Raw genomic sequence first — 16,315 nt, forward strand, 5'->3', positions numbered from 1 at the left:
TGGCCGGCTGCCGCGTGTCAGGCAACGGGTGCAGGACTTGATCGCGGACAGCTCGGCCTGCTGCACGTCCGATGGAGTGCGGATGCGGGCTCGGCGCCGCTAGCTGATGTGACGCTTCTGATGAGTGGATCCGCGGGGAAGCGTGACCTCAGCGGCTCATGACGGCGTTAAACGCCCGTGGTCAGCATCGCTGCATGCCGGTCTCGGAGACAGATCCGGTGCTGGGCTGACTGAGGGGGTGCAGGCTATGCAGGAGCTTGTTGCGACGCCTGTTGCTCAGCTGGATGGCCTGCGGAGCGCCGTCAGGAGGTATCAGCGCGATCGCAGGCGTGGCGGTGGCTGCTGCTCGTAAGTGATGGCCAACTGTGTTCATGGTCCCTCCCCAATAGTTCATGCGTTAAGGCTACCCAGAATCCACCTCTAACTCCACTGCTTTTGCGCTAACTTCTGCCGTCTGATAGAACGTCAAGATCATTGTTGCGGAGGGTGGTTGGGCCTCTGACGTGGGCTTTCTCTGGAGGTGGTTGCCGGAGAGGCCAGGTAGTGGCTGGGGGTTTTCCTTCGTTCGGGCTACGAGAGGGATGGAGGTTTCAAGGTGGGGCGAGTGGGGGATGGAGAGTGTGAGCCGCAGCGTCAGCGGATGGTGAGTCCGTACTCCTCAGCGACTCTGCGCAGTCCCTCAGTCTCTGGCCAGATGGGCTGCCTCTCCGCCTCTTCCAGGTCGACATCGCTGAAGATGGCCCAGCACTGACGCATCCCGAAGCGGGAGCGGTAGGCGATCCCGTGGATCAGCCGGCCCTGATGCGGGTCGCGCTGTGCGATTGCCCAGGCGGCGATCTGGCGCGTCAGCCTGCGGTTCGTGCCTTGGACGTGTCCGGCGGTCAGTTCGGTGATGTCGAACTGTGCCAACTCTTCCTTGAGCTCTCCCGACAACGTGCGCAGAGTCTGCTCGTCGTCGACGTCCAAGAACCGCGCCTCCTTGGCCGGCTGTAACCGCACCAATGTGTGCCGGGTACGCCAGTCCTGTGGAAGGTTGCCAGGGCGCATGAAGTAGGGCTCGTTCCAGTCGTCGCCGATGAACTCACGCAGTTCGGGATCCACACGGAAAGGCGCCAGTGCCTCGGCGAAGCATCCGTCGAGGTCAGAGGCGCAGTACAGAGTGCCGTAGCTCACCAGGCTCCATCGGTTGCCCCCCGAGCGGCTGTCGTCTTCCCGGCTGATCTTGTTGTACTTGCGTGGGTTCTTCGCCTTCCCCAGGCGCCATACCCCGCGCTTCGGTGCCGGTATGAGACGTACCTCTAACGGTGTGGACTCGCTCACGGGCCGCTCCTCACTCGGGTCCGAACTTGCGCGTGTTGTCCTCAGGTCTGGCTGGTCGCTCGCCGCACATGAGGCAAGAGCAGGCGTGCTCGACTGCCTGCGGAGAACCGGGCTTCATCTTCCAGACATCTGCGTCTCACTCAGCGTTGTGACGGGTGTTGGGCACACGCCCCTGATGCACAAGCGTCTGAGCGCAGCCGAACGATCATTTTCTGCTGCCGGGACGGCGAGAGCGACTGATCCCGCCTATCCCATGAGGGGCGCACGAAGGATTTAAGGGGGCGCACGGCCTACCCCGTAGGTGCCTGATCTTCCAAGTCCACCTCGACAACGGCGACCCCGGCCTCTCCCGCCATGGCGAGGACGACCGCGTTGGTGGATTCATCGGAGGGATACGCGGACAGCGAGTGCACAGGGCTTCCCGTGGCCAACTGCAGAATGCAGCGCGATGTGGTCGCCACTTCCCAGAACCGGATCGTGCCGTCCCGGGAGGAACTGGCGACAAAGGAACGAGGCACATCGGATGTCGTCGTCCAGGTAGTGATGGCCTCGACAGCATCTGTGTGCCCTTGGAGGGGCTTGCCGATGGGCGCGAGGGCGGAAAGATCCCAGAGGCACACAGTGCCATCATCTCCACCACTGGCAAGAAAAGGGGGCAACGGTGAGGGACCCGCGTTGATGGCTACAGCATTGATGACTCCCTGCGAACAGTAGAAGACGTGCCTTGGCGCACCGTCTGTGCTGTCCCACAAGCGCACGGCCCCGTCAGCGCTACCAGAAGCGAACCAGTCTGCGCTGACTCCGTCGGACGCCGCGGCCACCGTTCGGACTGTGTAGGGATGTCGCCACAGCTGCAGCGATTGTCCTCTGTCCAGGTCCCATAGCCGGACTGCGAAGTCGTCGCTGCTGATGACTACTCGTCGGCCACTGCGGGCCACTGTTGAGGCGAGGGCCCGTATCGGTTGGGAGTGCCCCTGGAGAGGGGCGCCGACAGTGGTGCCGGTCACAGGGGCCCAGGACCGGATGCTGTGGTCGGAGGCCGACCACAGGAGCAGATTCCGGCCTTGGTCCCCCTGCGCCCAGGTGAGGGCAGATGTGGGTCGTCGCGAGTCACTGTCCAGGGTGCTGGTGCTCGACCCGCTGAGAGTGTCCCAGACCTGGGTCTGTGAGGTGGCGTAGCTGACCGCCAGTCGCGGTCCGGCAACGGAGTCCGGCGTGATTGCCACAGCTACGACGGCGGGGGTTGTGGCGCTGCCCCGAATCGCACGCTGGATGGCATGTGTGTCCCACAGCCGGACGGTATTGTCCCGGGCAGTGGAGGCGAGTCGGTCGGTACCGTCGGCTGAGAAGGAGCTCAGGGCGGTCACAGTGTCCGTGTGCCCGCTGAGCTGGCCGGTTCGTCTTTTGGCGCCCATGTCCCACAGGTCGATCGTTGCGCCTGAGCCTGCTGCGGCGAGGAGGTCCAGGCCGTCGACGCGGAGCGCCACGAGGGCGGTGACGGGCTCTCCCTCTCCTGTGAAGGTGGCTTGGGCCCCTGAGTCCGTGTCCCATAGCGTGATGGAGCCATCGCTGTGGCCGGTGGCGACGCAGCCGGGCACTGTGGTGCCGGTCAGGGATCTGACGGGAGCGTCGACGGAGTACTCGCGCAGCAATCGATGATCTGCGCCGTCCCAGATGCTCAGGGTGTGGCCGACGCCGATCAGTAGATTCCGCCCACCGGGGTCGACAGCCAGGGTCAGCGCGAATGCGGCTCGTTCCAAGGGGTGAGGGTTCAGGTTGGCCAGGTGGTGTTCCTCAGAGGGATCGCGCCAGAGTTTCACCTCGCCGTCTCCGTTGATCGCTGCCACGGTCAACGTCCCTGCGTCGTTGCGGTATCCGGTGACGGCAGAGGTCCAGGTACGTCGCCCGAACGTCCTGTGGTCAAGCAGCGTTCCTCGGGTCGTGTCCCAGACGCGAACCGTGCCGTCGGTGCTGCCCGAGATGAGCGCTCCGCCGCCGGTGGAGTACGCCGCGAAGGACAAGCACTGTACGTCGCCTTCGTGTGCGGGAATTCGATCCCCGACAGGTGCGCCGGTGACCGTGTCGATGAGCTCGATGCTGCCTGCCTCATTGCCCACGGCCAGCAGTTCAGCGCCGTCAGGCCCTTCGACCGTGGCCAGCGACAGACTGCGGCGGCTGAGCGTCGCGAGCACATTGGATGGGGGCGTCCATTGTGACCAGAGGACACGTAGTCGGGAGCCGGCGAATTCCGCGGCCTCCTGGGGGAGACGCTGATGAGGAACGCCGGGAAACCGCAACGCCGTGTAGGCCAGATGCAGACTAGTGAACCGGGAGGGAAGATCTGCGTCCTGGACGTAGGGCTCGACAGCGGCCCATGCGGTGAGCCACGCACGGTCCGCGAGATGCGCGTGCGGGAGGCTGAGAAGTCCCCGGACCCCGTCGCCGATGGTCCACGGCAGTAGACCGGGTGGCACATGGTTGTCATCCAATGCCTCACCGAGTGCGGCATGGTGAGCCAAATAGCGGCTCAGGTAGGGGTGGGGGACACTCGCCGCATCAGGGCTGACCAGACGCGCCAGCGCGGCCGCGATGCGCGCGTGAGCCTGCTGCTCGGCGTCACACATGTCTCTCTGCCGGTCATCCGGATTCATCCAAGGCCCTCCTCGTCTCCTGAGGCCACCGGCGTAGCATGAGTCCGAGTTGCTCGTGGGCGGGCCGATACACAACGTGGTCATCCTCGATGTCATGCGTGAGGTACCCGGCGAGCCGGCCTCCCAGGAGCCGCCGGATCTTCTCGTCGGCGTGATCGAGGCGGGCCTGCAGCAGCTCGGAGGCCACGGCCGGCCACACCTGGGCCCAGGGAATCCCCCGGCCCAGTCCGAAAGCGGTAGCGCGTAGCAGCGCGAGTGCCTCCTCCCTGTGCAGGCCGTCGTCGGTGACCTGGTTGAGGTCCTGCTCGAACAGGCCCGCCGTACCCCGGTCAAGCTGTGAGAGCCAGAGCGGGTCGCTGAGCAGCGTGGCTCCGTCGGCGCGGCGCAGTTGTTCGGAGGCCAGGCGCGCATCGAGGAAGGACCGACCCACATGACGCGCCACACGCTCCGCTGCCGAGGTGATCATGGCCGGGTCGTTACACCAAGCCGCTCCGGCCAACAGAGCAGCGGCATAGGCGGCGATGTCTGCCTGCATCCCCTCACCGTCCGTACGTACCACCTGCGCTGCAGGAAAGGCGTTCTGGAGTTCCTGTAACAGCCCCCGCACACCGGTGGCTGCGGCCGCTTCCGGGGTACCTGGGCTGGAACTGCGGACTCCGAGCAACAGACGCAGACCCCCATGAGCGGGGGGCCTCACGGACGACGGAGAACTGGCAGCCTGCGCAGGAACGGAGACCCTGCTCGCAGTGTCAGGCCCACCGGCGTAGGCAGCGAGAGGCACGAGAACATCTCGGATGCAGGCGACAGCGTCCGGGGATTCGTCGAGACCATCGACAACGACCGTGACCGTGCCTTCCTGAAAGGTCGTGAAGAATGTGCGCAGCCCTTCCTGCCATTGGCGCAGGGCATCTGTCGCAGGTTGGGCGCGGTCCTGCTCACAGCCCAGTCGGCTACCGATGGCTTTGATCAGGCTCAGCGGTCGGCGGTTCCGGGCAGACACCGCTACGTGGATGGATCCCTCGTCCGGGACGCTGTCCGCCGGTGCCTTGCGCACTGCATCCGCGTAGCGGGGGGACGCTCGGAAAGCGGAATCGCTGAGGGTCACCGCCCGGGCCAGTACCGCGGATTTCCCGCTTGCGGCGATGCCCGTCACGATGAGGACGCCGGCAGGACCTGTGACGAAGCTCGTCAGTTCGCGGTTGAGTTCCTGGCGGCCGGAGAAGTACCAGCCGGGATCGTCGCTGCTGGCCCGGCCGCTGGCACGGTCCAGCCAGTACTCCAGCTCCTCGGGCGTGGCCGCGACCTCCTCTCTGGCTTGGGTGACTACCTGCGGCTTGGGTCGGTAGCCAGGGTTGGGCAGAGTGGGGGTCGGGGCGCCGAGCTTGCCCTGGAGGACCGTTCGCGGACCAGCGAGTGTGAGCCCCCGTTCTTCGTTGAGCCGCTCCGTGGCCTGCTCCAGGGCCTGAATGAACTCGGAGATCGACAGGTAAGGACGGGCGACCCCGGCTGCGTCCTGCAGCCACTCGAAGGCCCTGCGCAGGACGACGGCGAACTCGCGACCCAATACCGGGGAACGGGTCGCCGTTGTCGCCACCACGTTCAGCGTCCCCTCCGGCGTCCCGGACCGGGCAAGGTCACGGGCCAGGGCCCTCAGCTCCGCATCGATGCCTTCCGCCTCACAAGCGTTGACGATCACCAGTACATGACGGGCTTGCGAGTCGAGAGCAGCGATGACGACCTCGTTCGTCGGCATACCCGTTGCCAGCAGCCGATCGGTATCAGTGCTTGGCAGGAGCAGAAAGTGCCTGGTGGACGTACCGACAGCGCCGTGGGACGTGATGTACAGGACCAACGCCTCGTCTTCTGCCGCCTCCCGGATACCGGAGGTGTGCAAGAAGCGCTCCACGTCGTGACGTTCTTCCGGCGCGCGCAGGACGGTCTGCACGAACCCGCCCCCCGGGGCCGGTCCGGGTTCCCACCATGCGGTCACGACCGACAGCTGTTCCTCTATGGCCTTGGTGAACTCGGGGTCCCCGTCCTCCACTGTCACGATGACCAGTGAGCCTGAGGCCAGTGCCGCGTCCTCTTCCCTCTTTGACGGGCCGGCCTGCCCGACTAAGCCAATCTCCCCGTGCTCCCCCCGCATGTTCTCTATTGTTCACAGCCATGCATCGTCACGGGTCAGAATCCGCGAAGTCCTCCGCCAGTGCATCGGCTGTGACTGCCGACATCACCCAGGACGCTGTCGTCATCGTCCCGGGCATCATGGGCAGTGAGCTCTACGACACCGTCACCCAGAAGACCATCTGGGGCCTGTCCGGCGTCTCATGGCTCCTGAGGGCTTGGACCCGGCCCAGGGGGCTCGAGCCGCTACGCCTGACCCCGGAGGAACTGGAAGGCAAGACCAATCGGGTCAAGGCCACTCAGCTGATGCGCCACTCGTCCTGGACTCCCTACCTCCAGGGATTCGAGCCTTATACCAACCTGATCAGCGCTGTCCGCGACTGTGTCGCCCATCAGGCTGCGATCCTGGAGTTCGCCTACGACTGGCGCCTGCCCGTCGCCACAAACGGCCGCCTCTTGGCTGAGGCCGCCCGCCGCCACCTGACCACCTGGCGCCTCCATTCCGCACACGATGAGGCCCGGCGCAACCGTGTCGACGAGCGGCCCGCACGCCTCGTCTTCGTGGCCCACTCCATGGGAGGCCTGGTTACCAGAGCCGCCCTTGATGCCTCGCACGACAGCGACCTGGCCGATGACACCCGCGCCGTACTCACCCTTGGCACGCCCTTCTACGGCGCAGTGAAAGCGACCGCGATCCTCAACACCGGACGCGGCGCCCCAGTCCCTCTCCCGCACCAGCAACTGCAGTCCATCTCAGCAACGATGCCTGGTCTTCATGACCTTCTGCCGCAGTACACCTGCCTCATTGAGGGAAACGGTATCCGCCGCCTCACCCCTGGCGATGTGACCAGCATCGGCGGTAACGCCGAACTCGCACAGGCGGCGGATACCTTTTACGCGAGGCAAGCCGATGTCATGCTGCCCCGGCACTGGGCCGTGGCCGGCACTGGCCAGGCCACCATGCAGAGTCTCACCATCCGTGACGGCGTCGTCCACCCGCTTCACCATGGTGTTCGCCAGCACAGCAGTGGCGACTTCATTCGCGACCCGCGTGGCGGCCTGAGGTTTTATGACGTCAAAGGCGACGGCACCGTCTACAAGGATTCCGCAGCTGTAGGGCCCGCTGTCACACCACTTCCGCTACAGCACGGAGCCGTTGCCTCCGACCGCGTCGCGCTCAAGGCCGTCGCAGACATGCTGCGGGACGACGAACACCTTGGCCCGCCCCAGGGCGCGCCCGGCTGCGGGCTGGACGTCCCCGACCTGGTAGAAGTGGGAACTCCTTGGGACATCGTGCTCAGCGGTGTGGATTCCCTGGCAGGGCTCCGGTGCGAAATGGTCGACGTCGCGGCCCAGAACTCGCAAGTCCTCAAACTGAATTGGGGTGACGGTCATATCAGAGCCAAGGCCACCGTCAGCGTTCCAGGCTTGTACCGTGTAGCGGTCCGCACCATTGACGGCCACGTCGTCACTCAACTAGTACTGGCCAGTGAACCCGGTGCCATGCGGGAAGTGGGCTAGAAGCCCAGCCTCTGAGGGCAGCTTCATGTCGTGCGCGGATGTTCGTTACTCGATGACCAGTTCCACCGGGATGTTGCCCCGGGTCGCCTTCGAGTAGGGGCAGTACGCGTGGGTCTTCTTGAGGAGGTCCTCGCCCGCGGGGCCCTGCAGGTGGTCGGGGAGTTCGGCTCGCATGACCACGGCCAGGCCGAAGCCGCCGTCCGTGTCCTTGCCGATGCTGACCTCGGCGGTCACCGAGACGTCCGAGACGTCGATCTTCTCCTGGCGCGCGATGCTGCCCATCGCGCTCGCGAAGCACGCCGCGTAGCCCGCGGCGAAGAGCTGCTCCGGGTTCGTGCCCTTGTCGTTGCCTCCCAGTGCCTTCGGGAAGCCGAGCGGCAGGTCGATCTGGCCGTCGGAGCTGACGGCGCGGCCCTCGCGGCCGTTGGCGGTGGCTACTGCCGTGTACAGCGCGTCCATGGGTGTCCCGTTCTCGTCGTGGTTCTTGTGCTCTTACGGCGTAAGCATTGCATCCTATTTAGTTGTGCGCAACTTAATTGGGTGTCGTTGTAGAGTGAGGGGCATGGAACGTGAGGATTTCCTTCGGCTCGATGATCAGATCTGCTTCTCGTTGCACGCCGCCGCGCGCGCCTTCAACAGCGTCTACCGCGCCGCGCTGAAGGATCTGGGGCTCACCTATCCCCAGTACCTCGTGATGCTCGTCCTCTGGGAGCACGACGAGCAGCCCGTCAAGAAAATCGGCGAGCGGTTGCGGCTCGACTCCGGCACCCTTTCGCCGCTGCTCAAGCGGCTGGAGGCCGCCGGGCATGTGGAGCGGCGGCGCAGTGTCGAGGACGAGCGGTCCGTCGCCGTGCGGCTCACCGCGGAGGGGCGCGCGCTGCGGGAACGGGCGCGCGCCGTGCCCCGCGCCATCGCCGAGTCCACCGGGCTCTCCCTCGACGAGGTGCGGGACCTGCGCCTCCGGCTCAATCAGCTCACCGATGCCCTTGATGGCCGCAGCGGCGGTAGCGGTGGCGGTGGTGAGACTGGGCGGGTGTCTCGTGAGTGTGTTCGGTGAGGGGGCGGGGGCGTAGTTCCCAGCCCGTAGTGGCGTAGTGGAGTAGTGGCGTTGTCGTGTAGTGGCGTAGCGGCTTAGTGGGCGAACACTCCCTCCGTCGTCGTCACCACCGCGCACTTCCCCGCCGCCCAGCCCAGCGCCATCGCGTGGTCCTCCGCCGAGAAGTCCGCCACCGCGTCGGCCACCACGAACGCCTGGATGTCCTGCATCCACGCGTCGCACGCCGTCATCAGGACGCCGATGTGGGCGTAGACGCCGGTGATGACCAGCTGGTCGCGGCCCTGTTCGCGCATGCGTTCCAGGAGGTCCGTGCGGACGAAGCCGCTGTACTTCCACTTGGTGAGGATCGTCTCGGCGGGGGCCGGGCCGATCTCGGGGGCGATCGCCGCCGCGTGTGCGTCGTCGGGCAGGCCCGGGCCCCAGAAGTCCTGCTGCAGGCCGCGTTCGGCGGGGCTCTGGCCGCCGGGTTGCGCGGTGTGGATGACCGGGATGTTGAGGTGGGCCGCTGTCTTCTTCAGCTCGGCTATGTGGGAGAGGAGTTCCGGTACGGGGGAAGCCGCGCGGTCGTACGCCGAGAGGAAGTAGTTCTGCAGGTCGTGTACGAGGAGGACGGCGCGGGACGGGTCGACCTGCCAGTCGACGCGGTTCGCCGGCAGTTGGTCGGGTGACGGCATCGGATACGGGGGGATGGCGGGGAGGGCCATGGTGGTGGGCGGTCCGTTCAGGAGGGAGGGGGGAGGGGAGTTGCCGGGAAGGAGGGGCTTTTGCTTGAGTGACGCTGTTCTCGGTTACTTGAGTGACGTTTCCCTTAGCGCCTTCTTCGAGATCTTGCCGACTCCCGTCTGCGGGAAGACCTCCACGAACTCGACGCGGTCCGGCACCTTGTACGCCGCCAGGCCCCTCTCGCGTACGAACTTCCTGATGGCCGCCGGCTTCACGGGGTCGGCGCCCGTGCGCAGGATGACGTAGGCGCACGTCCGTTCGCCCAGGTACGCGTCCGGCTCCGCGACCACGTTCGCGTCGTGCACGGACGGGTGGGCGAGGAGGTGGTTCTCGACCTCCTCGGCCGCGATCTTCTCGCCGCCCCGGTTGATCTGGTCCTTCGCCCGGCCCTCGACGACGATGTGGCCGGTCTCGGTGAGGCGTACGACGTCACCCGTGCGGTAGAAGCCGTCCGCCGTGAAGGAGCGGGCGTTGTGCTCGGGGGCCTTCCAGTAGCCGCGGATCGTGTACGGGCCGCGGGTCAGGAGATGGCCCGTCTCGCCCGTCGGCAGGTCGTTGTCCTCGTCGTCGACCACGCGGATCTCGTCGTCCGGCGAGATCGGCCGGCCCTGTGTCGTGACGATCGTCTCCGGGTCGTCGTCCAGGCGCGTGTAGTTGACCAGGCCCTCCGCCATGCCGAAGACCTGCTGCAGCGTGCAGTTCAGGGCCGGCTTCACCCGGCGCGCCACCTCCTCGCTGAACTTCGCGCCGCCCACCAGGAGTACGTCCAGGCTGCTCAGGTCGTACGCGGTGGCCGGCGCCGCCTCCGTCCAGAGCAGGGCGAGCGGCGGGACGAGGCCCGTGATCGTGACGCCCTCGGACTCGATCAGGGGGAAGGCGGTCTCGGGGCTGGGCTGCGGGCAGAGGACGACGCGGGCGCCCGCGTAGAGCGCGCCGAGCGAACCCGGCGAGGCGAGCGGGAAGTTGTGGGCCGCGGGGAGCGCCACCAGGTAGACGCTGTCCTCGTCGATCCCGCAGATCTCGTTCGAGCCGCGCAGCGAGTAGATGTAGTCGTCGTGCGTGCGCGGTATCAGCTTCGGGACGCCCGTACTGCCGCCGGAGAGCTGGAGGAACGCCAGGTCGGAGGGGGCTGGCGGGGCGGGGGTCTCGACCGGGTCGGCGGCGACGTCCGACAGGGCATCGAACGGGCCCGGGTCGCCCTCCGCCACGAACACGTGCCGCAGCGTGGGGACTTCGTCGACCAGCTTGGCCGCCAGGCCGCGGTAGTCGAAGCCGCCGAGCTGCTGCGGAATGACGTACGCGACCGCCTCGGTGAACTCGCAGAAGTAGCGGATCTCCGTCTCGCGGTGCGCGGGCAGCGCGAAGACCGGGAGCGCGCCGATGCGGAACAGCGCGAAAATCGTCTCGAAGAACTCGGCGATATTGGGGAGTTGGACGACCACCTTGTCGCCCGGCGCGATGCCCCGGGCGAGCAGGCCCGCGGCGAGGCGGTCGGCGCGGTGGTCCAGTTCGCCGTACGTCCAGCGGCGCGCGGGCCGTCGGCTCGGGCCTTGGCCCGGGTCCACGATCGCCACCCGGTCCGGGTGCGCGGTGGCGCGGTCGCGCAGCATCTCGCCGAAGGTCTCGCCGCGCCACCAGCCCGCCTCGCGGTAGCGGTCCGCGAACTCCTCCGGCCACGTGGGCGCGTCCTGGGCGGCGCTCACAGCTCCGCCCCCACCGCGTTCAGGAACGTACGGAACTTCGCGCCCGTCTCCGCGGTCTCCGCCGCCGGGTCCGACGCGGCGACCACGCCCGCTCCCGCGTAGAGCCGGAGACTGCGTTCCTCGGCCTCCGCGCAGCGGATGGTGACGACCCACTCGCCGTCGCCGTTCGCGTCGCCCCAGCCGACCACGCCGGTGAAGAAGCCGCGGTCGAACGGTTCCGTCTCGCGGATCACCTCGCGCGCCGTCGCCGTCGGCGTGCCGCACACCGCCGGAGTGGGGTGCAGGGCGCAGGCCAGTTCGAGGGCGGACGCGTCGGGGTCGGTGAGGGTGCCGGTCACCGTCGTGGACAGGTGCCACATGGTCGCCGTGCGGACGAGGGTGGGGCGGGGCGGGACGGTCAGGTCCGTGCAGAACGAGGCGAGCGCCTGGTGCACGCCGTCCACCACGACGGAGTGTTCGTGCAGGTCCTTCGCCGACTCCAGGAGCGCGGCCGCGCGGCGCACGTCCTCGGCGAGGTCGTCGCTGCGGGGCGTCGAGCCCGCGAGGGGGTTCGCGACGACGTGATCGCCGTGGCGCGAGACCAGCAGCTCGGGGCTGGCGCCGATGAGGGTACGGCCGGGTGCCGTCGGCAGCGCGAAGGTGTAACCGGACGGGTCGCGGCGGGCCAGGCGCTGGAGCATCGCGGGGAGGTCCAGCGGGGCGGGCGCGGTGAGTTCGAGGGTGCGGGCGAGGACGACCTTGCTGAAGTCGCCGCGCCACATGCGCTCCACGGCGGCGGCCACGCCGGCGCCGTACTCCTCGGGGGCCGGCACCGGGCGGATCCGCCAGCCGGTGGCGTCCGCGGTCTCCGTGGGCAGGGCGATCAGCGGGTCCGCCGCGAGCGGGGGTGCGGTGCGGAGGGTTCCGGGGACCGCCAGTGCGGCGGGCGCGGTGTGGTCGAAGGGGACCGCGCCGATGACGTACGGCTCGGCGATCCCGGCGCGGCGCGCTTCGGCGAGGGTGGCGGTGACGCGGTGCGGCAACGGTCTTTCGTCGTGGGGGACTTCCGCGTGGACGCCGGTGGCGAGCAGGGTGCGGGTCGGGGTCGCCAGGAACCGGTCGGTCGGGGTGTAGGCGGACAGGAGTGACGTCGCCGCTCCCACGACAGGGTTGGACTGTTCGGCAGTCGTGATGTGCGGGGTGTGCCTGATGTTCGGGGCATGCGGGGCGTCTGGGGTGTGCGGGGTGTGCGTGACGTGCGTGGCGACCTCGGGTGCCGGCGACACAGTGGCTCCAATTCTCGGGGTGCGGTGCGGTGCAGTGCGGTGGGGAGGAGGGGGGAGAGGAGTGGGGAGCGGTGCGGTCAGCGCAAGGTCGCGCCGCCGTCCACGTACAGCTCCTGGAGAGTGATGTGGCGGGCGCGGTCCGAGGCGAGGAAGACGACCGCGTCCGCGATGTCCTCGGGCGTGGCGATGCGGCCGAGGGGGATGCCCGTGCGGTACGTCTCCAGGTTGCCGTCGAGGACGGCGGAGGGGACCTCGGTGGCGGCGGCGGGCCAGAGGGCGCGCTGCATGGCGGTGTCCGTGGTACCGGGGGCGACGACGTTGCAGCGGACGCCGCTGCGGGCGATCTCCAGGCCCAGGCACTTGGTGAACATGGCGGCGGCCGCCTTGGACGCGGCGTACGCGGCCATGCCGGTCCGGGGGATTCCGGCGGCGTTGGAGCCGACGGTGACGATGCAGCCGGAGCCGCGCGCCGTCATGTGGGAGGCGGCGGCGCGCGAGGTGTGGAAGACGCCCGTGGCGTTCACGGCGAACGTGTCGGCCCAGTCGGCGTCGGTGACTTCGGTGGCGGGGCAACTGCGCAGGACGCCCGCCACGTTGACGAGGACGTCGAGGGCGCCGTGGTCGCGGACGGTGTCGGCGATCACCGACGTCACGGCGGTGGCGTCGGCGACGTCCATGACGCGGGGTGTGATCGCCCCGCGCCACGCGGCGGCCAGTTCGTCGATGCCGTGCGCGTCGCGGTCGGTGGCGACGACGTGCGCGCCGCGGGCGGCGAGCGCGGCGGCCACCGCGGCGCCGATGCCCTGGCCCGCGCCGGTCACCAGAGCCGTCCGCCCGGCGAACTCGCCTTCGGCGTCCGGCTCGTTCCGTATGTGCTCAGGCATGCGTGAGCTACCTCCCCGAAGTTCAGTTAGGGAAGCCTAACCTAACTCATCCCGGTAAGGATCTTGGGAGGAGTCTGGGGAGGTCCGGGAGGGCCCCGGCGGACCCGTGCCGCGCGGTCGGCGCGTGTGTTACCTTGCAAGCAGTACGTGTGTACGCCCCCTCTTCGGGGCGCCCGTGCTGTCATCCCTCCTCCCGGTCCGCCGGGATCTGTCAGGCCGGCTTCCGGCCTTCAGCGCACTGCCCGCCTTACGGCAGTTCTCTTTTTCCGCCCGCTGTGCGGGGGCGTGTCATCGCCGCCCCGCCGGGCCCTTCCCCTGCGTATGCCCATGAAGTTCGCGCATGTCCGCGAAAGGACACCCCACCATGACTCTCACAGCAACTGAATCCTTGTCGGCGACATCGGCGACATCGGCGACATCGGCGTCATCAGCGACATCGGAAACGTCGGAGACAACTGCCTACGCGTGCAGTGGAGTTCTCGACGTCCAGCGTGACGGGCGCGGCTTCCTTCGGGGCGCCGCCTGCCTGCCCGGGAAGAACGACGTGCAGGTTCCCGCCGCCGTGATCCGCCAACTCGCGCTGCGCACCGGCGACTTCGTCGAAGGCGTCGTCGGCAGGCCCGGTGTGCTCGCCGGGGCCGAGCGGGTCAACGGACGTGCCCCCGAAGCCCTGCGCGGCCGGCCGCGGTTCGGCGAACTGACGCCGCTGCACCCGCGCGAACGCCTCCGGCTGGAGACCGAGGGCGGACCCGTCGCCGGTCGCCTCGTCGACCTCGTCGCGCCCGTCGGCAAGGGACAGCGCGGCCTGATCGTCGCCCCGCCGAAGACCGGCAAGACCGTGCTGCTCCAGCAGATCGCCGCCGCCGTCGCCCGGAACCACCCCGAGTGCCACCTCATGGTCGTCCTCCTCGACGAGCGGCCCGAGGAGGTCACCGACATGCGGCGTTCGGTCCGCGGCGAGGTGCTTGCCTCGACCTTCGACCGGCCCGCCAAGGAACACATCGCCCTCGCCGAACTCGCCGTCGAGCGCGCCAAGCGCATGGTCGAGGAGGGGCGGGACGTCGTCATGCTCTTCGACTCGCTGACGCGGCTGTGCCGGGCGTACAACAACGCGGCCACCGGCAGCGGCCGCACCCTCAGCGGCGGTGTCGACGCCGCCGCGGTGCAAGGGCCGAAGCGGCTCTTCGGGGCCGCGCGCCTCGCCGAGGAAGGCGGCTCCCTGACCATGCTCGCGACCGCGCTCGTGGAGACCGGATCGCGCGCCGACGACTACTACTTCGAAGAGCTGAAGGGCACCGGCAACATGGAGCTGCGGCTCGACCGCGGCATCGCCGACCAGCGCGTCTTCCCGGCCGTCGACGTCATCCCGTCCGGCACCCGGCGCGAGGAACTGCTGGTCTCGGCAGAGGAGTTGAGTGCTGTACGCGGCTTGCGGCGCGCCCTGCACGGGAGGGACCAGCACGGCGTCCTCGAGGTGCTGCTCGACCGGGTCAAGAAGACTCCGGACAACGCCGCGTTCCTGCGACAGGTGCGGCAGACCGTACCCGGCGTGTAGCCGCGATGTACTGGATGTACTACGGACGCGTCACGCGCACCCGGTAGTCACCGTCGTCGGTCACTCCCGTCACCGCGACCCGCACCCCTGTCTTGCGGTCCGTGAACGTCTCGCCGATGCCGTGGGTCGCGTCGGAGAGCTCCGCGTGGACATTGGGGCGCCGGGTGCAGCCGCCGCTTTCGGGTGCCGCGTCGGAGACCGTGACCGGGCCGTGGCCGGTGTCGACCTCCGCGTCCACGCGGTAGACGAGGACGCCCGGCTTGCAGACCGCCTCGTCGTTGCCGCCGGGGGTGCGGGCCTCGATCGCGTACCCCGTCTTCTCGTTCAGCGGGGCGAAGGCCAGCTTCGTGCCGCCGGAGCGGGCCAGCGGGGACAGGACGTGCTCGGTCGTGCCGGAGCTCGCGGCGCAGCCGATCTGGTCGTCGTCGAGCCAGCCCAGCTTCCACTTGTGCCAGGCGAGCAGGTCGTTGTTGGCCCCCCAGTCCTCGCTCATGATGTCCCAGTGGCCGACCGCGCCGCCGCCGTCCTGCGTGTACAGGTCGGGCAGGCCGAAGACGTGGCCGTTCTCGTGCGGCAGGACGCGGTAACCCGTCTCGTGGTAGCTGCCGGAGCCGTCGTCCTGGCGGCTGTAGACGAAGGACGCGTTGGAGACCGGGACGCCGTCCGCGACCGGCGCCTCGTGGTTGCCCGCGAAGGTCACCGACAGGACGGTGTCGAGGGCGGACGGGCCCGCGTTCGGGGTGATCAGGATGTTCACGAGGTCGTACGCCCGGAAGTCCACGTCCGGGTCGGCGGCCGCCACGATGTCCTCGACGAGCCGCCGGTAGCCGGGGTCGAAGGGGGCGCCGCGCTCTATCCCGTACTCCTTGAACGTCTTCGGCATCCGCAGCCACTCGGGTACGGGGGATTCGGGGCGGTAGTCGAGGCGCCCGTACGAACTGGTGCGGAACCACTGGGACGTCTGCGGGAAGAACTCCGCGAGGCGGTCCATCGCACTGCCCTGACCCGGCGCGTCGGAGAAGTCGACCATGAGGTTCAGGGCCCGGACCGTGCCGGTGGAGCGCGAGTAGCCGGGCGGTGTGGGCACGCCCTCCGACATCTGCACGCCCATCGTGCCGCTGATCATGCACGGGCCGAGGGCGGTGCTCCGGGAGAGGGAGACCGGGCCCGCCGCGCTCGGCGCGTCCGCCATCAGGCGGCCGGTGCTCGCCGACGTGGTGACCGCGAGGGCCAGCGCGGCGACGGAGGCCAGGGCGACGGCGCGGCGGGCGGGGCGTATCCGGCGCCGAGTCGGCTGCTGCATGCGTGGGCCCTCCACTCCGCGGCAGCCGCCGGTCCTGGCTGCACCCTGTCCGGTCAGCCTGTGACGGGGGGTGCGCGGGCGCTCGTTGGGTGCGACCGATCGAGGGTTTCCCGGCGAAAGTGGTGTGACTCAGGTCACATGGATTATTGCGGCGGGGCGGAAATATCCGGGGACTCTCTCCCCGTTTAGACGTGTGTCCGCACGAAGCG

At 68.5% G+C, this 16,315-nt stretch carries 12 protein-coding genes; 3 read left to right on the forward strand and 9 right to left on the reverse strand.

What is annotated here, in order from left to right; translation table 11 throughout:
- Nucleotides 1-633: 633 nt before the first annotated feature.
- The 3 genes from ACH4D5_RS18045 to ACH4D5_RS18055 all read right to left on the reverse strand — a co-directional run bounded on the left by ACH4D5_RS18045 (nt 634) and on the right by ACH4D5_RS18055 (nt 6,021).
- Nucleotides 634-1,320: an RES family NAD+ phosphorylase gene (locus ACH4D5_RS18045; protein WP_398303285.1), complete on the reverse strand. Its 687-nt coding sequence runs from the start codon at nt 1,318-1,320 to the stop codon at nt 634-636.
- A gap of 290 nt (nt 1,321-1,610) precedes the next feature.
- On the reverse strand, nt 1,611-3,971 hold the full coding sequence (locus ACH4D5_RS18050; RefSeq protein ID WP_398303289.1) for a WD40 repeat domain-containing protein: 2,361 nt from the start codon (nt 3,969-3,971) through the stop codon (nt 1,611-1,613).
- Nucleotides 3,958-6,021, reverse strand: coding sequence for a hypothetical protein (locus tag ACH4D5_RS18055; protein ID WP_398303291.1), 2,064 nt, complete (start codon nt 6,019-6,021; stop codon nt 3,958-3,960). The genes ACH4D5_RS18050 and ACH4D5_RS18055 overlap by 14 nt, the downstream gene beginning before the upstream one ends.
- A gap of 167 nt (nt 6,022-6,188) precedes the next feature.
- Here ACH4D5_RS18055 and ACH4D5_RS18060 point away from each other — a divergent pair, with 167 nt between their 5' ends.
- Nucleotides 6,189-7,616, forward strand: a complete 1,428-nt coding sequence (locus ACH4D5_RS18060; RefSeq protein ID WP_398303293.1) for a hypothetical protein — start codon at nt 6,189-6,191, stop codon at nt 7,614-7,616.
- Between the two features lie 45 nt (nt 7,617-7,661).
- Here ACH4D5_RS18060 and ACH4D5_RS18065 read toward each other — a convergent pair whose 3' ends face one another.
- Nucleotides 7,662-8,075, reverse strand: a complete 414-nt coding sequence (locus ACH4D5_RS18065; RefSeq protein WP_362999190.1) for an organic hydroperoxide resistance protein — start codon at nt 8,073-8,075, stop codon at nt 7,662-7,664.
- A 103-nt stretch (nt 8,076-8,178) separates the two neighbouring features.
- Between ACH4D5_RS18065 and ACH4D5_RS18070 the strand changes: the two genes are divergently transcribed.
- On the forward strand, nt 8,179-8,673 hold the full coding sequence (locus ACH4D5_RS18070; RefSeq protein ID WP_398303296.1) for a MarR family winged helix-turn-helix transcriptional regulator: 495 nt from the start codon (nt 8,179-8,181) through the stop codon (nt 8,671-8,673).
- A 74-nt stretch (nt 8,674-8,747) separates the two neighbouring features.
- Here ACH4D5_RS18070 and ACH4D5_RS18075 read toward each other — a convergent pair whose 3' ends face one another.
- The 4 genes from ACH4D5_RS18075 to ACH4D5_RS18090 form a co-directional block, all read right to left on the reverse strand.
- Nucleotides 8,748-9,377: an isochorismatase family protein gene (locus ACH4D5_RS18075; protein ID WP_398303298.1), complete on the reverse strand. Its 630-nt coding sequence runs from the start codon at nt 9,375-9,377 to the stop codon at nt 8,748-8,750.
- A gap of 84 nt (nt 9,378-9,461) precedes the next feature.
- The gene (locus tag ACH4D5_RS18080) at nt 9,462-11,099 is read right to left on the reverse strand and encodes a (2,3-dihydroxybenzoyl)adenylate synthase (RefSeq protein ID WP_398303300.1); all 1,638 of its coding nucleotides are present in this window, start codon (nt 11,097-11,099) and stop codon (nt 9,462-9,464) included.
- On the reverse strand, nt 11,096-12,289 hold the full coding sequence (dhbC, locus tag ACH4D5_RS18085) for an isochorismate synthase DhbC (RefSeq protein ID WP_398303752.1): 1,194 nt from the start codon (nt 12,287-12,289) through the stop codon (nt 11,096-11,098). The genes ACH4D5_RS18080 and dhbC overlap by 4 nt, the downstream gene beginning before the upstream one ends.
- Before the next feature lie 152 nt (nt 12,290-12,441).
- Entirely contained in the window at nt 12,442-13,248 is an 807-nt protein-coding gene (locus tag ACH4D5_RS18090) for a 2,3-dihydro-2,3-dihydroxybenzoate dehydrogenase (protein WP_398303302.1), read from the reverse strand.
- Between the two features lie 364 nt (nt 13,249-13,612).
- On the opposite strand from ACH4D5_RS18090, the gene rho reads away from it, so the two are divergent.
- Nucleotides 13,613-14,803 carry a transcription termination factor Rho gene (gene rho, locus ACH4D5_RS18095; RefSeq protein WP_398303304.1) on the forward strand — a complete coding sequence of 397 codons (1,191 nt, stop codon included), beginning with the start codon at nt 13,613-13,615 and terminating at the stop codon, nt 14,801-14,803.
- Between the two features lie 19 nt (nt 14,804-14,822).
- Here the strand turns inward: rho and ACH4D5_RS18100 are convergent, their stop codons facing one another.
- Nucleotides 14,823-16,106 carry a M6 family metalloprotease domain-containing protein gene (locus ACH4D5_RS18100; RefSeq protein ID WP_398303306.1) on the reverse strand — a complete coding sequence of 428 codons (1,284 nt, stop codon included), beginning with the start codon at nt 16,104-16,106 and terminating at the stop codon, nt 14,823-14,825.
- Nucleotides 16,107-16,315 lie beyond the last annotated feature (209 nt).

Source organism: Streptomyces sp. NPDC018029, assembly GCF_044327655.1.
Taxonomy (GTDB): domain Bacteria; phylum Actinomycetota; class Actinomycetes; order Streptomycetales; family Streptomycetaceae; genus Streptomyces.